Source organism: Polaromonas sp. SP1 (assembly GCF_003711205.1).
Classification (GTDB): Bacteria; Pseudomonadota; Gammaproteobacteria; order Burkholderiales; family Burkholderiaceae_C; genus Polaromonas.
Genome location: NZ_CP031013.1, coordinates 4009338 through 4034934, shown reverse-complemented (window position 1 = coordinate 4034934; position 25597 = coordinate 4009338). Strand labels below are relative to the sequence as shown.

The window sequence follows — 25597 nt, the reverse complement described above, 5'->3', positions numbered from 1 at the left end:
TGTAACGCTCATACGCCGGCGGGGAAGCCGGTGAGGGCACATTGCTGACTGTCTGTTCAATGAAAACTGTTCCCCGTGCACGCCTTGCCGTGCTTCCGCTGGCCGTTGCCGCCGCATTTCCGCTGGCCTTTTTCGCCGCTTCTCCTGCCTTGTCCCAAACTGCCGGCACGACGCCGCAGCTCAAGGAAATGATGGTCACCGCCACACGCAGCGCGCGCCCTGTCGGCGATGTGGTGGCCGATGTCACCATCATCGACCGTGCAACCATCGAGCGCGCCGGCGCCGTAGGCGTTGCCGACGTGCTGGCGCGCGTGCCGGGCATTGAAATCACCCGCAACGGCGGCATCGGCAATACCACCGGCGTGTCGATACGCGGCGGCGAGAGCCGGCATACGGCCGTGCTTATCAATGGCGTGCGCATCGACTCGCAAACCACCAGCGGGGGCGCCGGCTGGAGCGCGATCCCGCTGTCGCAGATCGAACGCATTGAAGTGGTCCGCGGCCCCACCAGCGCGGTGTACGGCTCCGATGCGGTGGCGGGTGTGGTGCAGATCTTCACCAAAAAGGGCGAAGGCCCTTTCGCGCCTGTCGTGGCGCTGACCTACGGCACTTACCAGACCCACCGGCTGGACGTGTCGGCCAGCGGCTCGGTCGACGCATTCGATTACTCGTTCGGGGTCTCCGAAGGCGCCAGCGACGGCTTCAATATCCGGCCCAACCTCGTTCCCGCGCAGAACCCCGATGCCGACGGCTACAAGGCCCGCAGCGCCAATGCCCGCCTGGGTTTCCAGGTCAACGCCGACCACCGCATCGAGGCCAATGTGCTGCAAAGCCGGGTGGAGGCGCAGTACGACAGCACGCCTTTTCCGCTGGTGCGCGACTACCGCCGCACCAGTACCCTGCAGACTTTGGGCCTGCAGCTGGAGTCCAAATGGACCGCCAGCTACAGCACCAAAATCGCCTTGAGCCACGGCACCGACAAAGGCGAGGAAAGCATCGACCGATCGGTCGACCAGACCCGCATCGCCGGCGTGCTCTGGCAAAACGAATACAAGATCGGCAACCACCTGCTGAGCGCCACGCTGGAGCAGCGCAGGGACGAGTTCCTGCTGACCAGCGCCCCCCGCGTGGACCGCAGCAAATCGCAGACCGGCGTGGGCCTGGGCTACGGCTGGTCGCAAGCCGGGCACACCGTGCAGCTCAACGTCCGCCATGACAACGACAGTGAGTTCGGCGGCAAGACGACCGGCTCGGCCGCCTATGCCTTCGCCATCACGCCTGCGTTGAAAGTTTCGGCCAGCACCGGCACGTCTTACCGCGTGCCGACGCTGTACCAGCGCTTTAGCCAATACGGCGTGGCCAACCTCAAACCCGAATCGGGGCGCAACGCCGAGATCGGCCTTAAATATGCCGAAGGCAGCAGCGAATACGGCGTGGTCGTCTACAAAAACAAAATGACCAACCTGCTGAGCTTCCTGTCAGGCGCCGGCGCAGCCGGTTGCCCGGTGCCGGCCAACGGCTGCTATTCCAATACCGCGAAGGCGCAGTACGAGGGCATCACCTTCACCGCCGCCGAGCGGCTGGGCGGCGTCAGGCTGTACGGCTCGCTCGACCTGCAAAATCCACGCGACGTGGTCCTGGACAAGTACCTGGCCCGGCGCGCGCGCCGGCACGCCGTGCTGGGCGTCGACACCAAAGTGGCCGGCTGGGACTTCGGCGCCGACGTGCTGCTTTCGGCCCAGCGCTATGACACGGCTGCCAACACCACCTTGCTGCCGGGCTACGGCATGCTCAACCTGAGTGCCTCGACGGCGCTTTCCAGAGACTGGAAGCTGACGGCCAAAGTGGATAACCTGAACGACAAGGCCTATCAAACCGCCGGCACCTACGCCATGCCGCGGCGCGCGGTGTACGTCGGTTTGACGTGGGCGCCTCTTTGACCGGGAAATTCCAGATGACCAACCCCTCCCGCTGCCCCGCCATCCTCATCGCCGCCCCGGCTTCCGGTCAGGGCAAGACGACGGTGGCGTGCGCCCTGGCGCGGCTGCATGCACGGCAGGGGCGGCGGGTGCGGGTGTTCAAGTGCGGGCCGGACTTCCTGGACCCATGCTGGCACGCCCTGGCCAGCGGTGCGCCGGTGTACCAGATGGACCTGTGGATGACCGGCCAGGCCGATTGCAGTGCGCGCCTGCATGCGGCGGCACAAGAGGCCGACCTGATCATTGTGGAAGGCGTGATGGGCCTGTTTGACGGCGAGCCCAGTGCGGCGGACCTGGCGCAGCGATTCGGCTTGCCGGTGCTGGCCGTGGTGGATGCGTCGGCCATGGTGGCCACCTTCGGCGCGCTGGCGTTCGGCTTGCAGCACTACCGGCCCGACATGCCCTGGGCCGGGGTGCTGGCCAATCGTGTGGCCAATGCGCGCCATGCGGGCATGCTGCAGGCCAGCGTGGCGCCCGGCCAATGGCTGGGTGCGGTGCTGCGCAATGCCGCCATGAGCCTGCCCAAGCGCCACCTGGGCCTGACGGTGGCAGGCGAAGTGACCGATGCCATGGAGCGGCTGGACGCCGCAGCCGATGCGCTGGCCGACACGCCGCTGGGCCAGATGAGCCTGGACGATTTGCAGCGCTGGGCGGTGGACTTCGCGGCGCCTGAAGCTTCTGCTCCCTTGGCGCCAGCGCTTCAGGGAAAGACAATCGCCATCGCGCGCGACGCCGCTTTCTGCTTTATCTATGAAGCCAACCTCGACACCTTGCGTGCGCTGGGGGCCGGGCTGGTGTTTTTCTCGCCGCTGGCGGATGCGGCCGTGCCCCGGTGCGACGCGCTGTGGATTCCCGGCGGCTACCCCGAACTGCATGCAGAGACGATTGCGTCCAACACCGCGATGCGGGACAGCCTGGCCGCGCACATCGCCGCAGGCAAACCGGTGTGGGCCGAGTGCGGCGGCATGATGGCGCTGTTCGACACGCTGGTCACGCTCGACGGCCAGCGTCATGCGCAATGGGGTGTGCTTCCCGGCGAGGTGACCATGCAAAAGCTGCTGGCCGGCCTGGGCCCGCAGCAGTTGCCACTGGCCGGCGGCACTGTCCGCGGCCACACCTTCCATTACTCGACCACGGCCACGCCGCTGCAGCCTGTGGCCCGCACCTCGCGGCCGGGCACCGCGCCTGCGCCGGATGTGGGCGAGGCCGTGTGGCAGCAGCGTGCGGTGCGCGCCAGCTACTTCCACGCCTGGTTTCCCTCCTGCCCCGAAGCGGTGGCGGAGCTGTTCACCGCACCTGCGGAGGTGATGGCATGACGGACTTGCTGCACTACCAGCCCGGCCCGCAGCGCATCGTCTGCCTGACCGAGGAGACCACCGAATGGCTCTACCTGCTGGGCCAGCAGCAGCGCATTGTGGGCATCTCGGGTTACACCGTACGCCCCAAACGCGCGCGCGACGAGAAGCCGCGCGTCAGCGCCTTCCTGAGCGCGAAGATCGAGAAGATCATGGAACTGCAGCCCGATTGCGTGCTGGGTTTTTCGGATCTGCAGGCCGACATTGCCTCGGACCTGGTCAAGCGCGGTGTGCAAGTCACCATCTTCAACCAGCGCAGCGTGGCCGAAATTTTCTCCATGCTGTACCAGCTGGCCGCCATGGTCGGCGAGGCGGAGCAGGGCGCCCGGCGCATTGCACAGATACAGGCTGATTTGCGCGCCATGCAAGCGGCCGTCGCAAGCAAGCTTGCCGGCGGTGCACGCCGGCCCAAGGTGTATTTTGAGGAATGGGACAACCCGCACATCAGCGCGATCCGCTGGGTGTCGGAGCTGATCGGCATCGCGGGGGGCGACGATTGTTTCCCCGAGCTCGCCGCCGAATCGCTGGGCAAGAACCGCATCATTGCCGACGGCGCCGAAATCGTCCGCCGCAACCCGGACATCATCCTGGGCTCCTGGTGCGGCAAAAAATTCCGGCCCGAGAACGTGGTGGCGCGTGAAGGCTGGGATGCGGTGAATGCGGTGCGCCACCAGCAACTGTTTGAAATCAAGTCCCCCGACATCCTGCAGCCCGGCCCCGCCGCACTGACGGACGGCGTGGCCAGGATGCACCAGATCATCCTGAAGTGGATGGATTCTGACCAAGCCGGAGCGTCCGAATCATGAGCACGATGACGATTGCCAAAAGCGAGCTCATCCTCGGCGGCCAGAAAAGCGGCAAGTCGCGCCGCGGCGAACAACTGGCCCAGCAGTGGCTGGCGCAGTCGCCGCAGCACCGCGCCGTGATGGTCGCGACGGCCCGCCCGTGGGACGACGAAATGCGCGAACGCATCCGGCGCCACCAGCAGGACCGGGCCGAGCGCGTGCCCGGCATGGCCACGGTGGAAGAGCCGCTGGAGCTGGCCCAGGCGATCACCCGGCACAGCGCAGCCCACACTTTGGTGCTGGTCGACTGCCTGACGCTCTGGTTGACCAACCTGCTCATGCCCGCCCCGGGTTATGAGTCAAATCAGTCTCCAGCCCAGGTTGCATCTACACATACCGCTATGATTTTGAGAGCAATCGAGGCTGCGCCCGGCCCCGTTGTCCTGGTCGGCAACGAGATCGGCCTGGGTGTCATCCCGCTGGGCCGTGAAACCCGCGCCTTTGTCGACGCCCTGGGCCTGCTCAACCAGCAGGTCGCCGGCGCCTGTGAACGTGTCACCCTGATGGCGGCGGGTTTGCCGCTCATCCTGAAAGCCCCTTCGTGAACCGCATCGTCTTTCTTTTCCTGCTGCTGTGCCTGGCCGCCACGGCGCCGGCCCGCGCGCTGCAAATCACCGACGACCGCGGCGTGACCGTCACGCTGGCCCAGGCGCCGCAGCGCATCATCAGCCTGCTGCCTTCATTGACCGAAACGGTGTGCGAGCTCGGCCAGTGCCAGCGCCTGGTCGGGGTGGACCGCTATTCCAACTTCCCGGCCAGCGTGCAAAAGCTGCCCCAGGTCGGCGGCGGGCTGGACCCCAACATCGAAAGCATGGTGGCCCTCAAGCCCGATGTGGTGCTGCTGGCGACGTCGTCACGCGCGGCCGACCGGCTGCAGGCGCTGGGCATCAAGGTGGTGGCGCTGGAGCCCAGGAGCCACGCCGATGTGCAGCGCGTGATGCTCAAGCTCGGCCAGTTGCTCGAGGTGCGCGACGCCGCGCGCATCTGGCGCTCGATTGATGCCGGCGTTTCGGCCGCGGCCCAGTCGCTGCCGCCCGGCGTGCGCGGCACGCGGGTCTACTTTGAAGTCAACCAGGGGCCGTATGCGGCCAGCGAGGCGTCTTTTATCGGCGAGACGCTGACGCGCCTGGGCGTGAAAAACATCGTGCCGGCCAGGCTCGGGCCCTTTCCCAAGCTCAACCCCGAGTTCATCGTGCGCGCCAACCCCGACCTGATCATGATCGGCCAGCGCAGTGCCGACGGCCTGCAGGCGCGGCCTGGCTGGCAGAGCATTCGCGCGCTGCGTGAACAACGCGTCTGCATCTTTCCGACGGAAGAGGCCAATGTGCTGGTGCGCCCGGGCCCGCGCATGGCCGAGGCTGCGCGCCTGATGGCCACGTGCATCGCCGGCAAAGCACCCAAATCCACCGCGGAGGCCAAGCCATGATGCAGGCCCGCGTGTGGTGGCTGGTGTGGGCCGGTGTGCTGGGTGCGCTGGCGCTCGTCGTGCTGGGCATCTGCGTGGGCAGCGCCGGGCTGGAGAATTTGATCGGCCCGCTGCTCAACCCCGCGCTGGACCCGCCGCAAACCGCGATGGCGCAGCAAATCGTCTGGCAAATCCGCCTGCCGCGCACGCTGGGCGCCTGGGCCGCCGGCGCCTTGCTGGGCCTGGCCGGCGCGGTGGCGCAGGGCCTGTTTCGCAACCCGCTGGCCGACCCGTATTTGCTGGGCAGCGCATCGGGCGCTTCGCTGGGTGTGGCGCTGGCGCTGGCCGCCCTGGGCGGCGGCGCGGGCATGTTGGGAGGATCGATAGGGGGAAGCATGATGAATGGCGGCGTGGCCGTCAGCGTGTTCTCCAGCGCGCTCTGGGTGCGCCTGGGCCTGACGGGCGCGGCGTTTCTGGGCGCGGTGCTGGCAGTGATGCTCACGCTCGTGTTGTCGCGCGGTGTGGGCCACACCCTGCGCCTGCTGCTGGCCGGCGTGGTGGTGGGCGTGGTGCTGGGCGCCATGACGCACCTGGTGCTGCTGTTCTCGCCGGAGTCGCTGCAGGCCATGCAGGCCTTCATGCTGGGCTCGACGGCCTTTGTCGGCTGGACATCCTGCGTGCTGATGGCCAGCGTCTGGTGCGTGTGCGTGCTGGCGGCGTGGCTGCTGGCGCGTGTGCTGGACGGCCTGAGCCTGGGCGATGCCACGGCCATCAGCCTGGGCCTGCCGGTGGCGCCCATGCGCGCGGCGCTGGTGGCGGTGCTGGCGCTGGCCACGGGCACGGCCGTGGCGCAAACCGGGCTGATCGCCTTTGTCGGCCTGGCTGCGCCGCACCTGGTGCGTTCGGTGGTCAAGACCACGCACGCCCACCTGATGCTGCTGTCCAGCCTGATGGGTGGCGTGCTGCTCATGGCGGCCGACACGCTGGCGCGCTGGCTGATTGCGCCGCAGGAGCTGCCCGTGGGCATGCTCACCGCGGTTCTGGGCGGCGGCTATTTGCTGTGGCTGATGCACCGGAGCAGCAACCTGGGCGGAGGGCGCGCGGCATGAGCGTTGCTATCAAATCAATAGCTATAGGCGCAAGCGCCATCAGTGCCAGCCTCGGAAATGGCTTGCAAAAGCAGGCGGTGCTGCACGGCATCAGCCTGGACATTGCGGCCGGGCGCTGGACCAGCATCGTCGGCCCCAATGGCGCGGGCAAGTCCACCTTGCTCAGGGCGCTGGCGGGCGTGTTGCCGCACAGCGGCAGCGTCACCTTGCTGGGCCAGCCCATGCAAAACCTGCCGCACCGTGAACGCGCGCGCCAGCTGGCCTGGCTGGGCCAGAACGAAACCTCGGCCGATGACTTGACGGTGTGGGACGTCGCCATGCTGGGCCGCCTGCCGCACCAGGCCTGGCTGGCGCCGCCCAGCGCCGCCGACCATGCGGCGGTAGAGCAGGCGCTGCGCGCCACCCGCGCCTGGGACTGGCGCGAGCGCGCCCTGGGGCAGCTTTCGGGCGGCGAGCGCCAGCGCGTGCTGCTGGCACGGGCCCTTGCGGTGCGGGCCCAGGTGCTGCTGATGGACGAACCCCTGGCCAACCTGGACCCGCCGCACCAGGCCGACTGGCTGGATGTGGTGCGTGCGCTGGTGGCTGAGGGCAAGACCGTCGTCAGCGTGCTGCATGAGATCACCATGGCGCTGCAGGCCGACACCATGGTGGTGATGGCGGGCGGCCGCATCACCCACCAGGGCGCCTGCGCCGAGCCGGCCACGCACCGGGCCCTGGAAGACGTCTTCGACGGGCGCATTGCCGTCCACCCCCTGCAAGGGCAGTGGATCGCGCTGCCCAAAGTCAACACCCCTGCAAAGAAGGCCCCCATGCAAATTGAAACCCCACCCGTCGATTACGAACGTGTCATTCCCACGGCCGAGCGCCGCGGCCTGGTCATGATCAACACGGGCCACGGCAAGGGCAAGAGCACGGCCGCCTTCGGCCTGGCCCTGCGCGCCCACGGCCGCGGCAAGGCCGTCAAGGTCTACCAGTTCATGAAGGTACCCACCGCGCGTTTTGGTGAGCACCGCCTGTTCGAGCAATTGGGCATTCCCATCGAAGGCCTGGGCGACGGCTTCAGCTGGAAGAGCCGCGACCTGGATCACTCGGCCCAGCTGGCGCTCGATGGTTGGGCCAAGGCCGAAGCGACGATTCGCGCCGGCGAGCACTTCATGGTGGTGCTGGATGAAATCATGTACCCGTTGCGCTACGGCTGGATTCCGCTGGAAACCGTGCTGACCTGCCTGCGCGAACGCCCGGCGCATGTGCATGTGGTGCTGACCGGCCGCAATGCGCCGAATGAGCTGGTGGAGCTGGCGGATACGGTGACGGAGATGACGCTCATCAAACACCATTTCAAAGCGGGCGTGCCAGCCCAACGTGGCATCGAAGATTAGAGATATGACTCCCACGCTTGTCGCCTCGCGTACTGCATTGCGCATGCTGCCTTCGGTGTCGTCGATGGCGGCGCTGGGCTTGTTTTCGAGCTTCGCGGTGGCGCAGGGCGTGCAGCCGGTGTCGCGCATCGTCACGATGTCGCCGTCCCTGACCGAAGCCGTGTGCGCGCTGGGCCGCTGCGCCCAGCTCGTCGGCACCGACCGCCATTCCACCTGGCCCGGCTCGGTGCAAATCTTGCCCAAGGTGGGTGGCCTGGAAGACGCGCAGATCGAACGCATCGTCACGCTGCGGCCCAATATGGTTTTGCTGGGCCCGCGCAGCCGTGCGGGTGAACGCCTTCAGGCCCTGGGCGTGCCGGTGATGACCTTCGATGCCCGAACGCATGCCGATTTGAAACGCATGCTGCTCAAGCTGGGCGACACCCTGGGCGAGCCGGCCCGTGCTGCAGAGCTGATCGCCCGCATGGATGCCGAAATGGACGCAGCGGCCGCCCGAATGCCCGCTGCCTTGCGCGGGCGCACCGTCTATGTCGAAGTGGGGGCGGGGTCGTCTGCGGCCAGTGAAAAAAGTTTTATCGGCGAGACGGTCGCCAGGCTGGGACTGGTCAATGTGGTCAGCGGCGAGCTAGGCCTGTTCCCCCGCATCAACCCCGAGCTGCTGCTGCGCCGCCCGCCAGACATCATCATCGGCCCGCGCGCCACCTTGGCCAATGTGGCAGACCGTCCAGGCTGGGGCGCGCTGCCCGCCGTGCGCCGCCAGCAGCTGTGCCTGCTGGACACCGAGCGCATGGATTTGCTGTCGCGCCCCGGCCCGCGCCTGGGCGAGGCCGCGCAAATGCTGGTGGAGTGCCTGAGCGCGCTGCCGCCCCGTTAACTTTTCCAACCAGGACACCCTTATGCAAACCCGAAAAATTCCCGCCACCATCGTCACCGGTTTTCTGGGCAGCGGCAAGACCACGCTGTTGCGCCACCTGCTGGCCAATGCGCAGGGCCGCCGCATCGCCGTCATCGTCAACGAGTTCGGCGAACTCGGCATCGACGGAGAATTGCTGCGCGGCTGCGGCATTGGCTGTGATGAGAACGGTGAAGAAAATGGACAGCTCTATGAGCTGGCCAACGGCTGCCTGTGCTGCACCGTGCAGGAAGAGTTTGCGCCGGTGATGGAAAAGCTGGCCGCACGCCGCGACCAGATCGACCACCTCATCATCGAGACCTCAGGCCTGGCCCTGCCCAAGCCGCTGGTGCAGGCCTTCCAGTGGCCCACGCTGCGCAACACCTTCACCGTGGATGCGGTGGTGACGGTGGTGGACGCGCCTGCCGTTGCGGCCGGCGACTTTGCCGACGACCCGGTCGCTGTTGACGCCCAACGCCGCGCCGACGACAACCTGGACCACGATTCGCCGCTTCACGAGCTGTTTGAAGACCAGCTCGCCACAGCCGACCTGGTGGTGGTGCACAAGACCGACGGTTTGACCGCCGTCCAGTTGACGGATGTGGAAGCCGCCATTCGTTTAGAAACCGCACCCGGTGTGAAGCTGGTGCATGCGCAGCATGGCCGCATCGACATCGGCGTGCTGCTGGGCCTGGAGCGCGCGGTGGAAGACGTGATCGACCAGCGCAAGACCCACCACGACGAGGAAGAAGACCACGACCATGACGCCTTTGATTCGGTGCAGGTCACGCTCGATGTGCCCGGCCGCGACGCGCTGCTGGCCGCACTGCGCGGCGTGGTCGAGCGCCACGAGATTTACCGCGCCAAGGGCTTTGTCGCCTTGCCCGGTGTGGCCATGCGCCTGGTGGTGCAGGGCGTGGGGACGCGCTTTGACAGTTACTTTGACCGCCCGTGGCGTGCCGATGAGGCGCGGCAATCGCGGCTGGTGCTGATTGGTTCTGAACTCGATGCGGCTGTGCTTCAAGCTGAACTGAGCGCCGCACTGGCGACGCCTGTCACGGCGTAACGATAAAGAACACGCCATGCATCTGCTCTCCACCCGCCCGGGCGGCCACGTTGAAGACGGTGGCCAGGGCGTGGTGCGTGTGGCGCAAACGCCGGGCGACATCGTGGTGCTCAGCGCGGCCGACACCACGCTGGCCCTGCTGGCCGATGCGGCGGGGGAGTTGGGCGCGGATTTCCCCACGGTGCGCCTGGCCAACCTGATGTGGCTGCGCCAGCCGGCATCGGCCGACATGTATGTGGACGACGTGTTGCAGCATGCGCGCGTGGTGGTGATTGACCACCTCGGCAGTGCCAGCGACTGGGCCTATGTGGTGGAGCAGGTGCGCGAGCTGGCCCGTGCGCGCGGCCAGTGGCTGGCCTTGTTTTCGGGCGATGCCAGTGAAGACCTGCAACTGCTGCTGCGCAGCACCGCCCCGCAGGAGGATTGCCGTCAGCTCTGGCGCTGCCTGCGTGAAGGCGGCCGTGACAACGCCCGCAATTTCTTTGAGCTGATTGGCCACTCCGCGTTTGGCTTGGGCCTACGCCCCGCGCCGCCCGTGGCCCTGCCGCCGGCCATGGTCTACCAGCCGCAGGCTGCCCATGCGCCATGGAAAGAAGGCGCACCGGTAGCCATGCTCGTGTTCTACCGCGCCCACGTGCAGGCCGGCAACACGCCCGTGTTTGATGCCATGCTTGCCGCGCTCAGTGACGTGGGTCTCAATACTGTGGCAGTGGCCGTGGACTCGCTAAAGAACCCGGCCAGCCTGACACTGCTGCAATCGCTCGCCGTGCAGCACCAGGTGGGTGTGGTGCTCAACGCCACCAGCTTTGCCATGAGCGCGCTCGACGGCGATGACGTCGACAGCGTCGAAGGCGCGCAGATGGCGCCGCTGGCCGGCGACGCGCCGGTGCTGCAACTCATCACCGCCGGTTGTTCGCAAGATCAGTGGCAGGCCGACCCGCATGGCCTGGCGCCGCGCGACCTGGCGATGCAGGTGGTGTTGCCCGAGGTCGACGGCCGCATCGGCACCCGCGCCATCAGCTTCAAGGGCCTGGCCTGGCGCGATGAGCGCACCGAAGTAGACGTGGTGCGTTACCAGCCCGAACCCGAACGCATGGCTTTTGTGGCCGAGCTGGCGCGACGCTGGTGTGTGCTGCGCGGCAAGCCCAACGCCGGCAAGCGGGTGGCGCTGATCCTGGCCAACTACCCGAACGACGATGCACGCCTGGCCAATGGCGTGGGCCTGGATACGCCGGCCTCTACCGTGGCGCTTCTGCGTGCCATGCAGGACGCAGGCTACGCCACGGGCGAATTGCCGGGCGGCGGTGATGCCTTGATTGCCGCGCTGGTAGCCGGCGTTACCAACAACCTGGACGCCAACGACGGCCGGCCCGCGGGCCAAAGCCTGGCGATGGCCGACTACCTGCAAGATTTCAACCGGCTGGACGCAGCCAGCCGCGACGCCGTCAAGGCGCTGTGGGGTGCACCGGAACAGGATCCCATGGTGCGCAGCGGCCGCTTCATGGTGTCCGGCCAGATGTATGGCAACGTGTTTGTCGGCATACAGCCCGCACGTGGCCGCGACCTGGACCTGGTGGCGACCTACCACGATGCTGACCTGGTGCCCACGCACAACTACCTGGCGTTTTATTTCTGGCTGCGCCGCAGCTTTTCGGTTGATGCGGTGGTGCATGTGGGCAAACACGGCAACCTCGAATGGCTGCCCGGCAAAAGTGTGGCACTGGGCGCGGCCTGCTGGCCCGACGCCATCCTCGGCCCCTTGCCGCACCTCTACCCGTTTATCGTCAACGACCCCGGTGAGGGCAGCCAGGCCAAGCGCCGCACGCAGGCCGTCATCATCGACCACCTGATGCCGGCCCTGACCCGCGCCGAAACCTACGGCCCGCTGCAAAAGCTCGAGCGGCAGATGGACGAGTACTACGAAGCCCTGTCGCTGGACCCGCGGCGCGCGCAGCGCCTGCGTGAAGACATCCTGGAGCGCGTGCTCAGCGAAGGCCTGCACGCCGAGCTGGGTTTTGCCAAACCCGCCGACGAGGCGGCACGCAACGCGCTGCTGCAGCGGCTGGATGCTTATTTGTGCGAGATCAAGGAATCGCAAATCCGCGACGGCCTGCACATCCTGGGCAGTTCGCCGCAGGGCCGCCAGCAGGTCGACACGCTGGTCGCACTGGCGCGCTTTCCCGGCGGCACGGCGGCCGGGCAGCGCAGCCTGCTGGTGGCGCTGGCGCAGGATTTACAGCTGGACGGTGTGGAGGGCTTTAGCGCGCTGAGCCCGGAATGGGCCGCGTCGTGGAATGGGCCTTACCCGGCCGTGTTGCAGGAAGTCAGCGGCGAGGCCTGGCGCCACGCCGGCCATACACGGGAACGGCTGGAACTGTTGGCGCGAAAACTCGTGGCCGACCATGTGGTGGCCGATGCGCCATGGAATGCCGCCGATTGGCCGCACACCGCCCCGGTGCTGCAGCGCATGCGCGCTGTACTGCGCCCACGCCTGGACGCTTGCGGGCCGCAAGAGATTGCGCAGTGCCTGCGCGGCTTGTCGGGCCAGTTTGTGCCTGCCGGCCCGAGCGGTGCGCCGTCGCGCGGCCGGCCCGATGTGCTGCCCACAGGCCGCAACTTTTATTCGGTCGACACGCGCGCCGTGCCGACTCAGACCGCTTATGCCATGGGCGCGGCCGCCGCCGAGCGCGTGATTGAGCGCCACCTGCAAGACCACGGCGAGATGCTGCGTTGCCTGGGCCTGTCGGTCTGGGGCACCAGCACCATGCGCACCGGCGGCGAAGACATCGCCCAGGCCTTTGCCTTGCTGGGTGTGCGGCCCAAATGGGCCGACGGCAGCAGCCGGGTGACAGACATTGAAGTGTTGCCCATGGCCATCCGGAACCGGCCCCGCGTGGACGTGACGCTGCGCGTGTCGGGTTTCTTCCGCGATGCTTTTCCCAATGTGATTGACCTGTTTGACACCGCCGTGCGTGCCGTGGCCGCGATCAGCGAAGAGGACGAGCCCGACGACGTGAACCCCATCCGCGCCCGCGTGCGGCGCGAAGCGGCCGAGGCGCAGGCCAAGGGGCTCAGCGCCGAGGCGGCCCAGCGCGAAGCCACCTGGCGCGTGTTTGGCCCACGCCCCGGCGGCTATGGCGCCGGGCTGCAGGAAGTCATGGCCAGCGGCCGCTGGAATAATGGCGCGGATTTGGCCCAGGCCTACTTGCGTGCCGGGGCCTTTGCCTACGGCCAGGGCGAACACGGTGCGCCCGCGCGCGAAAGGTTTGAGCAGCGCCTGGCCGGCCTGGACGCGGTGCTGCACAACCAGGACAACCGCGAGCACGATGTGCTCGATTCGGACGACTACTACCAGTTCCAGGGCGGCATGGCGGTGGCGGTGGAGCACCTGGCCGGCGCGCCGGCCGCGCTGTACCACGGCGACTTCAGCGTGCCGGGCGCGCCGCGCATCCGCACGCTGGGGGAAGAAGTGGCGCGCGTGGTGCGTTCGCGCGCCGTTAACCCCAAGTGGCTGGAGGGTGTGCGCCGCCACGGCTACAAGGGCGCGTTTGAAATGGCGGCTACGGTCGACTACCTGGTTGCGTTTGACGCCACCACCGGCGTGGTGGGCGACCACCAGTACGCGCTGGTTGCCGAGGCCTACCTGCACGACGACATCAACCGCGCCTTCCTGCAGCAACACAACCCTGGCGCCCTGCGCAGCATCGGCGAGCGCCTGCTCGAAGCCATGCACCGCGGCCTCTGGGAGGCGCCGGGCGACCACCGCGAGCGCATTGAAGACCATTTGCTGGCGCTGGAGCGCCGGCTTGAAGAACACGGAGAAGGACCCTTGGTATGAGCATTTCCATGAGCACCCCCATGAGCATTCCTGAACTGAACATTCCCGTCGAGCCCGCCACGCGCGCGGCTTTCCCCTTCACCGGGCTGGTGGGCCAGCCGCAGTTGCAGCTTGCGCTGAAGCTGGCGGCCATCGACCCCGGCATCGGCGGTGTGCTGATCAGCGGCCCGCGCGGGACGGCCAAGTCCACCGCAGCGCGCGCGCTGGCCGCGTTGCTGCCCGGCGCGCCCTTTGTGACCCTGCCGCTGGCGGCCAGCCTGGAGCAACTGGTGGGCACACTGAATGTGGAAGACGTGCTGCGCGACGGCCAGGTGCGCCTGGCGCCGGGCCTGCTGGCACGCGCCCACAACGGCGTGCTCTATGTGGACGAAGTCAACCTGCTGCCCGACGCACTGGTCGATGCCTTGCTGGACGTGTCCGCCAGCGGCGTCAACACCGTGGAGCGCGACGGCATTTCGCAGCAGCACGCCGCCCGCTTTGTGATGGTCGGCACCATGAACCCGGAGGAGGGCGAGCTGCGCCCGCAACTGCTGGACCGCTTCGGCCTTTCGCTGGTGCTGGCCAACACGGTCGATGCCGCAGAACGCACCGCCATCCTGCGTGCCCGCCTGGGCTTTGATGAAAACCCCGAGGCGCTGGCTGCACGGCATGCCGAAGCACAACGCGCGCTCAGCGCCGCACTGGTAGCGGCGCGTGCCGCGTTGCCGTACTTGAAGTGGTCGGACGAAGTACTGCAGCATGCAGCCGCCTGCGCCATCGCGGCCGGTGTCGACGGCATGCGTGCCGACCTGGTGATGCTGCGCGCTGCGCGTGCACTTGCGGCACTCGAAGGGCGCAGCGAAGTGACGGTAGCCGATGTCGATGCCGTGGCCGAACTGGCCCTGGTGCATCGCCGGCCTGAGGGCGTGGCCCCGCCATCCAGCGGCGCCGCACCGTCGCAGCAGGCCCAGTCCAAACCGGATCGCCACCAAGACCAGCCACCCGCCGTATCTGCAGCCCCGGAACGCCAGGGCGATTGGGGCGCGCTGCCCGCCCAGCCTGAAGGCATCACCAAAGTTCAGCGCATCGCAGGGTGGCCGCCAAAAAAAGCCTAGGCCACCCCAGCCGCCGCCCGCGCAACGGGCCTGGCAGCTGGCGGTGGCCTCCACCCCAACAACTTTTGGCAAGCGCCGCAACGCCAGGCGCACGGCAGCGCAGCGCCGCGATTGCCTGGCTTCCCACCGTGGTGGCCAAGGGACCTGCGCCGCTCCAGCGCGAACACCTGCGCCGCCAGCCCGTCGCGCTGCGCGCCGGCCGCCTGCATTGCATCGTGCTCGACACCTCGGGCTCGATGCGCCGGCGCGGCCGCCTGGCCCTGGCCAAGGGTCATGCGGCTTTCATGATCGAGCAGGCCGCAAGGCAAGGTGACGATGTGGCGCTGCTGAGCTTTGGCGGGCAGGGCGTGGAGCTGCTGCTGCCGCCGGGCCGCGCGCGCGCCGCCGCCAGCCAGCGCCTGCGCCCCGTGGGCGGCGGCGGGGGCACGCCGCTGGCCGAAGCGCTGGCCCAGGCCGACCGCCTGCTGCAACGGACGTTTCGCAAGAGCGGCCCCAGTGAATGCTGGCTGTGGCTGCTGACAGACGGCCGCACGCTGGAGCAACCGCAGGCCCCGCTCGCGGCACAGCACCTGGTGATCGTCGACTTTGACGACCCGAAAAAGCAACTGGGCCGCTGCGCCGCCTGGGCCGTGCGATGGGGCGCGGAACACCGCCTGGCACTGGCCTGAAAAAAACGCACAACAAACCGAACAACGACAAACCGAACAACGTACCCATGTCCGATACCGAAATCATTGTCTGCACCACCTGCCGCCCACCGGGCGCATCGCGCGAGCTGCCCGCTGAAGGCCTGGCCCTGTTTGAAGCCGTGCAGGACGCGCTGCTGGTGTGCGAGCTCGACGCCGGGCTGCACAAAGGCTTGAAGTTACGCGGCCTGGCCTGCATGAGCGGCTGCTCCCGCGCCTGCACCGTCACGCTTCAGGCCCAGGGCAAGTTCACCTATTACTTTGGCGACCTGGCGGCGGACGACGAGACCGCCGCCCAGGTGATTGCCTGCGCGCAGCTGCACCGGCAGAGCAGCGACGGCAACCTGATGCGCAACGCACGGCCCGAGCGATTGCGCGCCGGCATCCTCGCGCGGCTTCCCCCTGTCGGTTTGGCCTCGACATGAGCGGCCAAATCCACTACGTTTATTTTTATTTACCACCAACCCAAGGAGATCCCCATGACTGACCCGACAACGCTGGCCCACAGCCCGTCCCACACTCTCAACCCCACCCAGGCCGTGCTGCGCCCGCTGCTCGGCGCTGCCGTGCTGGGCTTCGCCGTGCTGTACGGCGTGGCTTTTGCCGAGAGCCCGCTGGCGCACAACGCCGCGCACGATGTGCGCCACGTGACCGTCAAGCCCTGCCACTGAGCGCGGCGCGCTTCACAAGGAGAAAGCCATGATTTTTCAACGATTGATCTGGGCCGCGTTGGCGGTCGCCTTGGTGGTGGGGAGCGTGCAGTCGGGTGTGCAGCAACTGCAGGCCGTGCCCATCATCCTGGCCGCAGAGGTGTTTGAGAACCAGAAGGCGGAAACGCCTCAGCCGGCCGCTGCGCCCGCGCCCGCGGCCGCCGCGGCGCACACACACGCTGATGGTGCCGCCGCGCATAGCCATGCGGACGAAGCCAGCGAGTGGTCGCCGGCCGATGGCGCGGAGCGCATTGTCTGGACCTGGGTGGCCAATGTGCTGCACGCGTTCAGCATGGCGCTGCTGGTGTTTGTGGTGATGGGTTTGAGCCTGGCGCGCGGCAGCAAGCTGCGTTCCTTCACGCTGGCCGCCTGGGTGGCCGCCGCGGGCTGGCTGACTTTTCACTTCTGGCCGTCGCTGGGCCTGCATGCGGAAATCCCCGGCATGGATGCCGCCCGCCTGGGCTCGCGCCAGGGCTGGTGGGTGCTGGCGGCCGCCAGTGCGGCGCTGGCCTGCGGCTCGCTGGCCGTGCTGCGCAATCCCTGGCGCTGGATCGCCGCAGCCGGCTGGCTGGCTGTGCCCTATGTCGTAGGTGCACCCCACATCACGGCCGACCCGCTCGCCGGTTTCAGCGGTGAGGCACAGGTAGCCTTGCGCCAGTTGGGCACGCAGTTCATCTGGGCAACGACCTGGGTGTCGCTGTCGTTCTGGGTCTGCATGGGCCTGGCAGGCGGATGGGCCTTCCAGCGCTGGGTGCGCCCGGCCTTGCTGGCGGTGCTGCAGCGTGCCGAGGCGCCGGCTGTGGGCGCTGTACAAGCGTCGCAGTGAGTGATGTGAGCGGCGTTGAGGCCGCTAACGCTGCCGCGGGCGAGGTGAGGCCCAGCCACGCCTTCAGCCCGGCCGAGCAGCAGGCGCTCTACCGGGCCATCCATGAGCGGCGCGACATGCGCCACTTCAGCGGCGGCGCGGTGGCCGACGACGTGCTGCAGCGCCTGCTGTCAGCCGCGCACCATGCGCCCAGCGTGGGTTTCATGCAGCCCTGGCGTTTTGTCCGCGTGCGCAGCCGGCCCTTGCGCGAAAGCGTCCATGCCCTGATCGAGCAGGAGCGCGTGCTGACGGCCAAAGCCTTGGGCGAGCGCGAAGACGCGTTCATGAAGCTCAAGGTGCAGGGTGTGCTCGACGCCGCCGAGGTGCTGGTGGTGGCCTTGCCGCCGGGGCGCGAGCAGCATGTGTTTGGCCGCCGCACCTTGCCTGAAATGGATGTGGCCTCGGCGGCCTGCGCCATCCAGAATCTCTGGCTTGCGGCACGGGCCGAGGGGCTGGGCATGGGCTGGGTGTCGATTTTTGATCCGCAGCAACTGGCCGGCCTGCTGCAGATGCCCGTGGGCGCCAAGCCCATCGCGGTGCTGTGCCTGGGGCCGGTGGCCGCTTTTTACGACCAGCCCATGTTGCAGGCCGAAAAGTGGGCGCGCCGCGCACCGCTGGCCGACATGGTGTTTGAAGACCGCTGGGGCGGCGCCGGCGGGCGCGGCCCTGCCGAGGGCTGACGTGCTCGCAAGCTGGACGTCCTTTATCGCTTCACAGGGCTTGCCCGGCAGCGTGGCGTGGGTGCCGGCCCTGGTGCCGGCTTTGGTGCTGGCCTTTGTGCTGTTGCTGGCCTTGTGGATAGACCAGCATTTCGGCGAGCCGCCTGCGAATGTGCACCCGGTGGTCTGGATGGGCAATTACCTGCGCCTGTGCGGAAGCGTCACGGTGCGCTGCGCGCCGGCGCCGGCTTTTCTTTTGGGGGCGCTGGCCTGGTGGGTGGGCGTGCTGGTGGTGGGCGCGCTGGGCTGGAGCCTGCAAGTGCTGTTGTTCTGGCAGGTCGGTGAATACCGCGCGCACCCTGATTTGCCGAACGGCGTCGAGGCGGCCCTGGTCGCCGTGCTGGTGGCCTGGGCCCTGAAGGGCATGCTGTCCTGGCGCATGCTGCGCGAAGAAGTGGGCGCGGTCGAGCTGGCCCTGGGCCAGTCGCTGGATGCCGGGCGTGAGCGCCTGTCGTGGCTGGTGAGCCGCGACACCACACAGCTCACCGAAGGCCAGGTGCGCGAAAGCGCCATCGAGTCGCTGGCCGAAAACCTCAATGACTCCGTGGTGGCGCCCATCTTCTGGTTTGTGTTGCTGGGCTTGCCGGGCGCGGCGGTTTACCGGTTTGCCAACACGGCCGACGCCATGTGGGGTTACCGCGGCGTCTACCGCGGCAAGAACTGGGAGTGGGCCGGCAAGTGGGCCGCACGCGCCGACGACGTGCTGTCGTGGGCGCCGGCGCGCATCACGGCGCTGCTGCTGGCGCTGGCGGCCAAAGGCTTGCCCCTGCGGGCTTTGCGGCAAGAGGCACGCAAGACCCCATCGCCCAACAGCGGCTGGCCCATGGCGGCCATGGCCCTGGCGCTGGGCATTTCGCTCAGCAAGCCGGGGGTTTACAGCCTCAACCCGCAAGGGCGGTCCCCCGGCGCGGCGGATGTCGTTCAGGCTCAAAATTTTGGGTCAAAAGTGCTTCAAGCCCTTATGTATGTTGCACTTATAGCTATGATTTTTGTAGCAATCGGGGCGTGGTCATGAGCGCAGGCCTTGCCAGGCATGCGCGCATCCACGGCGGGCCGGACGGGCTCGGCGTGCCGCTGCATGACTTTTCCACCAACAGCAACGCCTGCGGTCCTTGCCCCGCGGCGCAGGCTGCGGTCAGCCGGGCCGATGCCACGCGTTACCCCGACGCCGGCTACACGGCACTGCGGGCCCAACTGGCGGCCTTTCACCAGGTTGACGAAGCGCGTGTGCTGCTGGCCGGCAGCGCCAGCGAATTTATCTTTCGCATCACGGCGCTGGCCGTGCAAGGCGGTGCGCGCTCCGCCTGGTTGCCGCCGATGAGTTATGGCGACTACGCCCAGGCCGCCGCGGCGCACCGGCTTGCGGTGGCGGGGCAGCCTGCCGATGCGCAACTGCTGTGGGCCTGCGAGCCTTCCAGTCCGGCCGGGGCAGCGCAAGCCGGTTTGCAGGCGCTGGCGGCTGAACAAAAAGCGCACACCTTTGTGGTGCTGGACCGCGCCTATGAACCCTTGCGCCTTGGCAGCGCGCCAACGCTGTCGCCGCAGCAGTTGCAAACCACCTGGCAAATCTGGACGCCCAACAAGGCGCTCGGCCTGACCGGCGTGCGCGCCGCCTACGCAATTGCGCCCGTGGGCCGGGTCGATGCTGCTCAAGCGCTGGAGCAGCTCTGCCCCTCATGGCCGGTGGGCGCGCACGGCGTGGCCATGCTGCAGGCCTGGACTGGCCGCGAGGCGCAGGACTGGCTGGCCGCCAGCCTCGAGACCTTGCGTGAATGGAAAGCCCGGCAGATCGGCGTCTGCGAATCGCTGGGCTGGAAGTGCCTGCCTGGTGAGGCCAACTTCTTTTGTGCGCAGCCGGCCTTGCCCGAGGGGCTTGATTTGCAACAGGCGCTGGCCGCGTTGCGCGCGAGTGGCATCAAGCTGCGCGACACCACCTCATTTGGCTTGCCAGGCCATGTGCGCCTGGGTGTGCTGCCGCCTGGCGCGCAGGACGACCTGCACAATGCATGGCAACAACTCATCAAGGCAAGCCAATGACCGCAAAAAGTGTGATGGTGCTGGGCACCACCAGCGGCGCCGGCAAAAGCTGGCTGACGACCGCGCTGTGCCGTTATTACGCGCGCCAGGGTTTGAAGGTAGCGCCCTTTAAAGCGCAGAACATGAGCAACAACGCCAGGGTGGTGGCGCAGGGCGAGATCGGCTCTGCCCAGTATTTCCAGTCGCTCGCGGCCAACGCGGTGCCCGATGTGCGCATGAACCCGCTGCTGCTCAAGCCCGAAAAAGACACCCAAAGCCAGGTCGTGCTGATGGGGCAGGTGAATGCCGAACTCTCGCGCATGGAGTGGCGCGGCCGCAGCGCGTCGGTCTGGCCGGTGGTGGCGCGTGCGCTCGATGAGCTGCTGGAAGAAAACGATGTGGTGGTGATGGAGGGTGCCGGTTCGCCCGCCGAGATCAACCTCAAGGCCAGCGACATCGTCAACATGCGCGCGGCGCAACACGCCAACGCCGCCTGCCTGCTGGTGACCGACATCGACCGTGGCGGTGCGTTTGCGCACCTGTACGGCACCTGGGCGATGCTCGACGAATCGGAGCGCCAACTCATCAAGGGTTTTGTGCTCAACAAATTCAGAGGCGACGCCCGGTTGCTGGCGCCCGGCCCGCAAATGCTGCAGGACATGACCGGTATTCCGACTGTGGCCACGCTGCCGATGTGGTGGCAGCACGGCCTGCCTGAAGAGGATGGCGTTTTTGACGACCGCAGCGTCGCCAGCGGTGCCGTGACCCGGACCGTGGCGGTGATCGCCTACCCGCGCATCAGCAACCTCGATGAATTCCAGCCGCTGAAAAACGTGCCCGGCGTGCGCCTGAAATGGGTGCGCAGCCCGGCCGACCTGATGGGCGCTGACTGGGTGATCCTGCCGGGCTCCAAACACACCAGCGGTGACCTGGCCTGGCTGCGCGCGCAGGGCCTGGACCAGGCCGTTGCCGCACACGCGGGCCGGGGCGGCGCGGTGCTGGGCATTTGCGGCGGCCTGCAAATGCTGGGCGAGGCCTTGATCGACCCGCACGGCATTGACGGCAACGCGCCCGGCCTGGGCCTGCTGCCGGTGGTCACGGTGTTTGACGAAGCCAAGACCGTGCAGCACCGGCAGGCTGCGTTCACGCCGCTGCACGGGCTGTGGACCGGTTTGTCAAATGTCGAGGTGCAGGGCTACGAGATTCACCACGGCCAGACCGCCCCGCATTCAGCGATGGCGGCGGCGGGCGACGTGGCGTATGCCGTGATGCCCGAAGGCCTGGCCTGGCAGAACCAGGCGGGCAATGTGCTGGGCCTGTATTTGCACGGCATGTTTGAAGACCCGCGCGTGCTCAAAGCCCTGTTCGGCGCGGCCGTGCCCACGCTGGACTCGGTGTTCGATGGCCTGGCTGACTACATCGGTGAGCACTTCGCGCCGGGCGTACTGGACAGCCTGGTTTCCGGGCCGGCGCGCGCCTGAAAAAGCCGCGGGCGCGGCAGGCGGCCCCCTACAATTTCAGCCATTCGTGCCGCATCGGACACGAGCCCTGCAAGGATGCACATGCTGAAAAAACAATGGCGAACGATTTTGATGGCAGCCGCGTTGCTGGCGGTGTGGCACGGCGGCCAGGCCCAGCCGGTTTACAAATGGGTGGATGCCAGCGGCAAGACCCACTATGGCTCCCAGCCGCCCCCTTCCGACAAGGAGGTGGAGCCGATGAAGCTGCAGGGCGGCCGCGGCACCGGCAGCAGCACCAGCAGCACCAGCAGCACCAGCAGCACCAGCAGCACCAGTGCAAACAACCTGGGAGGCACCAAGCCGATTCCCAAGGACACCCGGGAACTGATGAGTGGCATGGAGGTCGCGCTCAAGAAGGTGGATCCGAAAAGCGTGCCCTTGTCCTGCGGCACCGCGGTGGAAAACGTGCGCTCGCAGGTCAAGACCATGCTGGAGACGGGCCAGCGCAACGTCCAGCAGGGTTACACCGGCGCCGCCGAATTCGAAGGCGTGGCAAGCAAGCTGCGCGAGGGGCTTTCAAAAACCACGCCGGCCGATTGCGAGTCGGCCACCGGCAACAAAAAATTGTTTTACCAGTGCATGTCCAGCGACCGCAACCACGTCATCGGTTGCGGCTCCAAATACAAATACTGATCAGTCCGGCACCCGCTTGAGCGGCCCGAAGCAGGCCTCCAGCGAGGCGGTCTTGCACACGATGAACTGGTCCTGCTTTGGGCTGAACTGGAGGAAGCGGATCACGCTTTCGTCCCCGTCGGCATGCAGGTCGCCCGAGCAGTCGCGCTTGCCGTTGCTGCCCGTGATCGTTTCAGTCAGCGGGTAAAAGCCCGTGGTCGTGGGTTTGGCCGGTACCTGGTAGTCGGCCTGGGTGGTTTCTTCGCCGCTGGTGCCCAGGCGTTTGCCGTCGGCGCGGTATTGCAAGGTTTCGGTGCAGGTCTTTCCGGGCAGCGTCCAGCTCCAGGTGCCTGTCAGGGGGTGGGGTGACGTTGCGGCGGGGGCTGATGCGGGCGCAGCGATGGCGCTGGAGGGTTTGAGCGCCTGTGCGCCGGCAAGGCCGCTGAACAGGGCCGCAAGAACAACGCCGGTCAGCGCGCGAAAGGGGTGGCGTGAAATCTTCATGGGGTGATTATGAAGAGGGATGAATGGCCATGCCCCAGGCCGGGTGGCGGCTTGCGCGGCGGGGCAGTGCGGCGCCGCAGTCTTTTAAGCAAAATCAGCCTCCAGCCCAATCGCCGCCTGGGCAAGTCGCTATCAAAAGAGTAGCAAACAGGCGCTCAGCCCGGGAGGCGCTTTTCCGGCAGCTTCAGGACCAGCGTGGTGCCCGCGTCATTGGTGGTGAGCACAATCTCGGCGCCTATGGCCTGGGCCCGGCGCTGCTGGTTGGCCAGGCCTTTGCCGCCGCCGGCCAGTGCCTGGTCGACCGGAAAGCCGCCGCCGTTGTCGGTGATGGTCACGGTGACATAGCCGTCTTGCGCGCCGGTCGTCACGCGCATCTGTGTGGCGCGGGTGTGCTTGAGGGTGTTGGTGAAAGCCTCCTGCAGGATGCGCAGGATGTGCAGCGCGTTGCGCGGGTCAAGCCAGGGCAGCGGCGGCACATCGGAGATCTCCCATTGCAGCGACACCCCCGCGCCTGCCAGCCGCGGCCCCAGGCGAAAGCGCAGGGTGGCCAGCAAGAGCAGCAGGTCAGCCTCCACCGGCTCCATGGAGTCGATGGTCAGCTTGAGGTCGTCGATGCAGCCCCTCAAGACTTCGGCCACGTCGGCCTCGCTGAGCCGCCCGCCCTCGACCACGCGCAGGGCGCTGACCAGCGAGGAGCCCAGGCCGTCGTGCATGTCCTGCGTGAGGCGCTGGCGCTCCTGGCTCAGGGTTTGCCGCTGCTCGGCTTCGCGCAGTTTTTCGTAGCTTGCCGCCAGTTCGGTTTCCCGGTTCTTGAGGCGTTCTTCCAGCCCGCTGTTGAGCTGCTCCACCGTGGCCAGCGCGCCCACATACTGGCGGAACATGATCACGACGAACACCGCAAAAAGAATCATGGCCGCGTAAGGCGTCAGGTAGTAGCTTTCCAGGTCCAGCACGTACTTGAGCCGCGCCCAGTCGTAAAAGCCGAAGACATAGCTGATCAGCAGCGCGAACGACAGCATCTTCGCGTCCGGCGAGGGGCTGCGCCAGGAGTGCCAGAGGCCGATGGCGGTGACCACCGTGCCCATGCTGATCAGCAGCAGGTGGGCGTAGGGCCTGATCACCAGCAGGCTGGGCACGAGCGAGGCGAAGGGCAGCGTGATGACGGAAAAAACCACGGCGATGCCCAGCATCAGCCAGCCGAGCCGGCGCATGACGCGACCGTGCAGCAGTTGCATGAAGTGGTGCAGCGCCAGCAGCTGCCACATCAGGGCATTGAGGGTGAGCCAGATGAACCACGCGTCGCTGACGATGAGTTTTTCAGGGCCCAGCTGAAAATGCCAGCGCCGTATCGCGCCCATCAGGGCAATCACGAACAGCAGCAGGCTGGCCGGGTGGCGGCGGATCACCCACACCGCCAGCGAAAAAATCCCGACCGCCAAAAACGCGGCACTGCTCATGAAGGGCAACTGGTAGGCCAGCCAGTCGCGTTTGGCGGCCATCTCGATCAGGCTGTTGGAGTCGCCCGCGTAGAAGGACGAAATCGCCGCCTCGGGCGAGGGCAGGCTGTCCATGCGGATCAGCAGGGTCCGGGGCGGCGCGCTGTCGGCGGTCAGGTTCAGCGGCAGCAGCAGCGCCGGGTGGTTGAACAAATTCCACACCGGGCTGCCCGTGGAGCGGTAGCGCAGTTTGCCGTCGGCATAGACCGCGATCTGGCCGGCCGCGAGCCAGCGGATCAGGTAGAAATGGGTGGGCGTGCGCATGCCCTGCAGCTCATCGAGCCGCACGCGCAGCCAGGTGGTGACGAGGGGCGGTTTTGCGGTGCCTGACGCCGCAGGTGATGCTGCAGGGAGGGCCGCAGATTTGGGAATGACCAGCGGCAGCTCCACCGTCGTCCAGTTGCCCGGCAGGGCGGCTTCGTCGACTTGCGCCGCCAGCGGCTTGAAGCGGGGCCCCTCTTCGCGGAGCATCTCGGCGCGGGTGTAGTGCACCACCGCGTCCGCGGCCCATGCCCAGGGGCCTGCTGCGAGCAGGCCGCCGCATACGAGCAGCAGGCGAACAAAGCGCGCCAGCACGTCAGGCCGCCAAAATGCCCTGGTGCCTGGCTTCATAGATCGCTTCGGCCCGGGAATTCACATTGAGCTTGCTGTAGATGCGCCGCACATAGGTTTGCACCGTGTGCTGCGACACCTGCATCAGCCGGGCGATTTCGTCGGCGGTAAAACCTTTGGTGATCAGCTCCAGCACTTCCTTTTCGCGGGCGGACAGCACGGCGTTTTCGCCCGTGGCGGGCACCGCGGCCGGTGCGGCGGATGTCGACAGGGATAAGGGCGCAGTCGCGGCGGGCGATGCGCGAAAGCGCATCAGGATCTGCCGCGCGATCAGCGGGCTGATGGGGCTGCCGCCGCCGTGCAGGCTGCGGATTTCGTCCAGCATGTTCTCGGGTTCGCTGTCCTTGAGCAGGTAGCCCGAGGCACCCGCCTCGATGGACTGCAGCACATGCGCCTCATCGCCAAAGGCCGTGCACACCATGACGGCGCAGGTGGGCCACCGCTCATGCGCGGCGTGGATCACGTCGATGCCAGAGCCGTCGGGCAATCCCAGGTCCACCAGCAGCACGTCGGCCGGTGCGCTTTGCAGCGACTGCAAGCCCTGCGCACGCGTGCTGGCCAGGCTCATCAGCCGGATGTCGGGCGAGGCTGCGATGGCGGTCACGATGGCGTTCTGGAAGTGAACGTCGTCTTCGACAAGCGCCACATGGATCAGCGGTGGGGTGGGGCTGGACTGCATGTCGGTTCCTGCGTTGTCGCATGCGCTGCGCATGCATGGCCGCCCCTACAGGGTGAAAAGAAAAGGGGAGAAAAAGAGGACGGCCGAAATACACGCATTGTGCGTCAACAGCGGGTGGGGGCATGTCCCTATATCTGGGGACACGGCTGCCCGCACGACTGCAGCGCGACTGCAAAAGACGGGACCCTGTCCCCAGAACAAGGGACAGACAGCGCG

The 25597-nt window shown here is 67.3% G+C and carries 23 protein-coding genes and 1 pseudogene; 21 read left to right on the top strand and 3 right to left on the bottom strand.

Annotated elements, in window-relative coordinates; all coding sequences use genetic code 11:
* The first annotated feature begins 59 nt into the window (after positions 1-59).
* The 21 genes and pseudogenes from DT070_RS18975 (at position 60) to DT070_RS18875 (ending at position 22111) form a co-directional block, all read left to right on the top strand.
* Positions 60-1940, top strand: a complete 1881-nt coding sequence (locus DT070_RS18975; RefSeq protein WP_122956800.1) for a TonB-dependent receptor domain-containing protein — start codon at positions 60-62, stop codon at positions 1938-1940.
* A 14-nt stretch (positions 1941-1954) separates the two neighbouring features.
* Positions 1955-3295: a cobyrinate a,c-diamide synthase gene (locus tag DT070_RS18970; protein ID WP_122957499.1), complete on the top strand. Its 1341-nt coding sequence runs from the start codon at positions 1955-1957 to the stop codon at positions 3293-3295.
* Positions 3292-4140 (top strand): ABC transporter substrate-binding protein, encoded by an 849-nt coding sequence (locus tag DT070_RS18965; protein WP_122956799.1) that lies wholly within the window; start codon positions 3292-3294, stop codon positions 4138-4140. The genes DT070_RS18970 and DT070_RS18965 overlap by 4 nt, the downstream gene beginning before the upstream one ends.
* Entirely contained in the window at positions 4137-4724 is a 588-nt protein-coding gene (gene cobU / locus DT070_RS18960; protein ID WP_122956798.1) for a bifunctional adenosylcobinamide kinase/adenosylcobinamide-phosphate guanylyltransferase, read from the top strand. Before DT070_RS18965 ends, cobU begins: the two co-directional genes overlap by 4 nt.
* Entirely contained in the window at positions 4721-5605 is an 885-nt protein-coding gene (locus tag DT070_RS18955) for an ABC transporter substrate-binding protein (protein ID WP_369973889.1), read from the top strand. The genes cobU and DT070_RS18955 overlap by 4 nt, the downstream gene beginning before the upstream one ends.
* Positions 5602-6693: an iron ABC transporter permease gene (locus tag DT070_RS18950; RefSeq protein WP_122956797.1), complete on the top strand. Its 1092-nt coding sequence runs from the start codon at positions 5602-5604 to the stop codon at positions 6691-6693. Before DT070_RS18955 ends, DT070_RS18950 begins: the two co-directional genes overlap by 4 nt.
* Positions 6690-7475, top strand: a pseudogene (locus tag DT070_RS18945) (ABC transporter ATP-binding protein); the annotation flags it as partial. The gene DT070_RS18950 and the pseudogene DT070_RS18945, both read left to right, overlap by 4 nt.
* 27 nt (positions 7476-7502) lie before the next feature.
* Positions 7503-8072, top strand: a complete 570-nt coding sequence (gene cobO, locus DT070_RS18940) for a cob(I)yrinic acid a,c-diamide adenosyltransferase (protein ID WP_122957497.1) — start codon at positions 7503-7505, stop codon at positions 8070-8072.
* Between the two features lie 4 nt (positions 8073-8076).
* On the top strand, positions 8077-8946 hold the full coding sequence (locus tag DT070_RS18935) for an ABC transporter substrate-binding protein (RefSeq protein WP_122956796.1): 870 nt from the start codon (positions 8077-8079) through the stop codon (positions 8944-8946).
* A gap of 22 nt (positions 8947-8968) precedes the next feature.
* Positions 8969-10030 (top strand): cobalamin biosynthesis protein CobW, encoded by a 1062-nt coding sequence (gene cobW / locus DT070_RS18930; RefSeq protein ID WP_122956795.1) that lies wholly within the window; start codon positions 8969-8971, stop codon positions 10028-10030.
* 16 nt (positions 10031-10046) lie between these two features.
* The gene (gene cobN / locus DT070_RS18925; protein WP_122956794.1) at positions 10047-13868 is read left to right on the top strand and encodes a cobaltochelatase subunit CobN; all 3822 of its coding nucleotides are present in this window, start codon (positions 10047-10049) and stop codon (positions 13866-13868) included.
* Between the two features lie 20 nt (positions 13869-13888).
* Entirely contained in the window at positions 13889-14962 is a 1074-nt protein-coding gene (locus tag DT070_RS18920; protein WP_122957496.1) for an ATP-binding protein, read from the top strand.
* 65 nt (positions 14963-15027) lie between these two features.
* Positions 15028-15630: a VWA domain-containing protein gene (locus DT070_RS18915; RefSeq protein ID WP_228778447.1), complete on the top strand. Its 603-nt coding sequence runs from the start codon at positions 15028-15030 to the stop codon at positions 15628-15630.
* A gap of 47 nt (positions 15631-15677) precedes the next feature.
* Positions 15678-16073, top strand: a complete 396-nt coding sequence (locus DT070_RS18910; protein ID WP_122957495.1) for a DUF1636 domain-containing protein — start codon at positions 15678-15680, stop codon at positions 16071-16073.
* Between the two features lie 54 nt (positions 16074-16127).
* The gene (locus DT070_RS18905) at positions 16128-16319 is read left to right on the top strand and encodes a CbtB domain-containing protein (protein WP_122956792.1); all 192 of its coding nucleotides are present in this window, start codon (positions 16128-16130) and stop codon (positions 16317-16319) included.
* Between the two features lie 28 nt (positions 16320-16347).
* A complete protein-coding gene (locus DT070_RS18900; protein ID WP_122956791.1) occupies positions 16348-17184 on the top strand; it encodes a CbtA family protein in 837 nt (278 codons plus the stop codon).
* A gap of 5 nt (positions 17185-17189) precedes the next feature.
* Positions 17190-17903: a 5,6-dimethylbenzimidazole synthase gene (gene bluB, locus DT070_RS18895; protein ID WP_228778668.1), complete on the top strand. Its 714-nt coding sequence runs from the start codon at positions 17190-17192 to the stop codon at positions 17901-17903.
* A gap of 52 nt (positions 17904-17955) precedes the next feature.
* Entirely contained in the window at positions 17956-18957 is a 1002-nt protein-coding gene (cbiB, locus tag DT070_RS18890; RefSeq protein ID WP_122957494.1) for an adenosylcobinamide-phosphate synthase CbiB, read from the top strand.
* A complete protein-coding gene (locus DT070_RS18885; protein ID WP_122956789.1) occupies positions 18954-19979 on the top strand; it encodes an aminotransferase class I/II-fold pyridoxal phosphate-dependent enzyme in 1026 nt (341 codons plus the stop codon). The genes cbiB and DT070_RS18885 overlap by 4 nt, the downstream gene beginning before the upstream one ends.
* On the top strand, positions 19976-21439 hold the full coding sequence (locus tag DT070_RS18880) for a cobyric acid synthase (protein WP_122956788.1): 1464 nt from the start codon (positions 19976-19978) through the stop codon (positions 21437-21439). The genes DT070_RS18885 and DT070_RS18880 overlap by 4 nt, the downstream gene beginning before the upstream one ends.
* Before the next feature lie 81 nt (positions 21440-21520).
* On the top strand, positions 21521-22111 hold the full coding sequence (locus DT070_RS18875; protein WP_164483784.1) for a DUF4124 domain-containing protein: 591 nt from the start codon (positions 21521-21523) through the stop codon (positions 22109-22111).
* Here DT070_RS18875 and DT070_RS18870 read toward each other — a convergent pair whose 3' ends face one another.
* From DT070_RS18870 to DT070_RS18860, 3 genes are all read right to left on the bottom strand, one after another.
* Positions 22112-22594 carry a hypothetical protein gene (locus tag DT070_RS18870; protein WP_240642554.1) on the bottom strand — a complete coding sequence of 161 codons (483 nt, stop codon included), beginning with the start codon at positions 22592-22594 and terminating at the stop codon, positions 22112-22114.
* Positions 22595-22749: 155 nt separating this feature from the next.
* Positions 22750-24702, bottom strand: coding sequence for a sensor histidine kinase (locus DT070_RS18865; protein ID WP_122956786.1), 1953 nt, complete (start codon positions 24700-24702; stop codon positions 22750-22752).
* A complete protein-coding gene (locus DT070_RS18860) occupies positions 24668-25381 on the bottom strand; it encodes a response regulator transcription factor (RefSeq protein ID WP_122956785.1) in 714 nt (237 codons plus the stop codon). The genes DT070_RS18865 and DT070_RS18860 overlap by 35 nt, the downstream gene beginning before the upstream one ends.
* Positions 25382-25597: the final 216 nt, after the last annotated feature.

Bases quoted from the DNA above. Each gene is read 5' to 3' on its own strand.
- DT070_RS18910 (WP_122957495.1), top strand. From the start codon at position 15,678: ATGTCCGATACCGAAATCATTGTCTGCACCACCTGCCGCCCACCGGGC.
- DT070_RS18905 (WP_122956792.1), top strand. From the start codon at position 16,128: ATGACTGACCCGACAACGCTGGCCCACAGCCCGTCCCACACTCTCAAC.
- DT070_RS18935 (WP_122956796.1), top strand. From the start codon at position 8,077: ATGACTCCCACGCTTGTCGCCTCGCGTACTGCATTGCGCATGCTGCCT.
- cobO (WP_122957497.1), top strand. From the start codon at position 7,503: ATGCAAATTGAAACCCCACCCGTCGATTACGAACGTGTCATTCCCACG.
- DT070_RS18860 (WP_122956785.1), bottom strand. From the start codon at position 25,381: ATGCAGTCCAGCCCCACCCCACCGCTGATCCATGTGGCGCTTGTCGAA.
- DT070_RS18950 (WP_122956797.1), top strand. From the start codon at position 5,602: ATGATGCAGGCCCGCGTGTGGTGGCTGGTGTGGGCCGGTGTGCTGGGT.
- DT070_RS18920 (WP_122957496.1), top strand. From the start codon at position 13,889: ATGAGCATTCCTGAACTGAACATTCCCGTCGAGCCCGCCACGCGCGCG.
- DT070_RS18885 (WP_122956789.1), top strand. From the start codon at position 18,954: ATGAGCGCAGGCCTTGCCAGGCATGCGCGCATCCACGGCGGGCCGGAC.
- DT070_RS18900 (WP_122956791.1), top strand. From the start codon at position 16,348: ATGATTTTTCAACGATTGATCTGGGCCGCGTTGGCGGTCGCCTTGGTG.
- cobU (WP_122956798.1), top strand. From the start codon at position 4,137: ATGAGCACGATGACGATTGCCAAAAGCGAGCTCATCCTCGGCGGCCAG.
- DT070_RS18970 (WP_122957499.1), top strand. From the start codon at position 1,955: ATGACCAACCCCTCCCGCTGCCCCGCCATCCTCATCGCCGCCCCGGCT.
- DT070_RS18965 (WP_122956799.1), top strand. From the start codon at position 3,292: ATGACGGACTTGCTGCACTACCAGCCCGGCCCGCAGCGCATCGTCTGC.
- cobN (WP_122956794.1), top strand. From the start codon at position 10,047: ATGCATCTGCTCTCCACCCGCCCGGGCGGCCACGTTGAAGACGGTGGC.
- DT070_RS18875 (WP_164483784.1), top strand. From the start codon at position 21,521: ATGCTGAAAAAACAATGGCGAACGATTTTGATGGCAGCCGCGTTGCTG.
- cobW (WP_122956795.1), top strand. From the start codon at position 8,969: ATGCAAACCCGAAAAATTCCCGCCACCATCGTCACCGGTTTTCTGGGC.
- DT070_RS18975 (WP_122956800.1), top strand. From the start codon at position 60: ATGAAAACTGTTCCCCGTGCACGCCTTGCCGTGCTTCCGCTGGCCGTT.
- DT070_RS18870 (WP_240642554.1), bottom strand. From the start codon at position 22,594: ATGAAGATTTCACGCCACCCCTTTCGCGCGCTGACCGGCGTTGTTCTT.
- DT070_RS18880 (WP_122956788.1), top strand. From the start codon at position 19,976: ATGACCGCAAAAAGTGTGATGGTGCTGGGCACCACCAGCGGCGCCGGC.
- DT070_RS18865 (WP_122956786.1), bottom strand. From the start codon at position 24,702: ATGAAGCCAGGCACCAGGGCATTTTGGCGGCCTGACGTGCTGGCGCGC.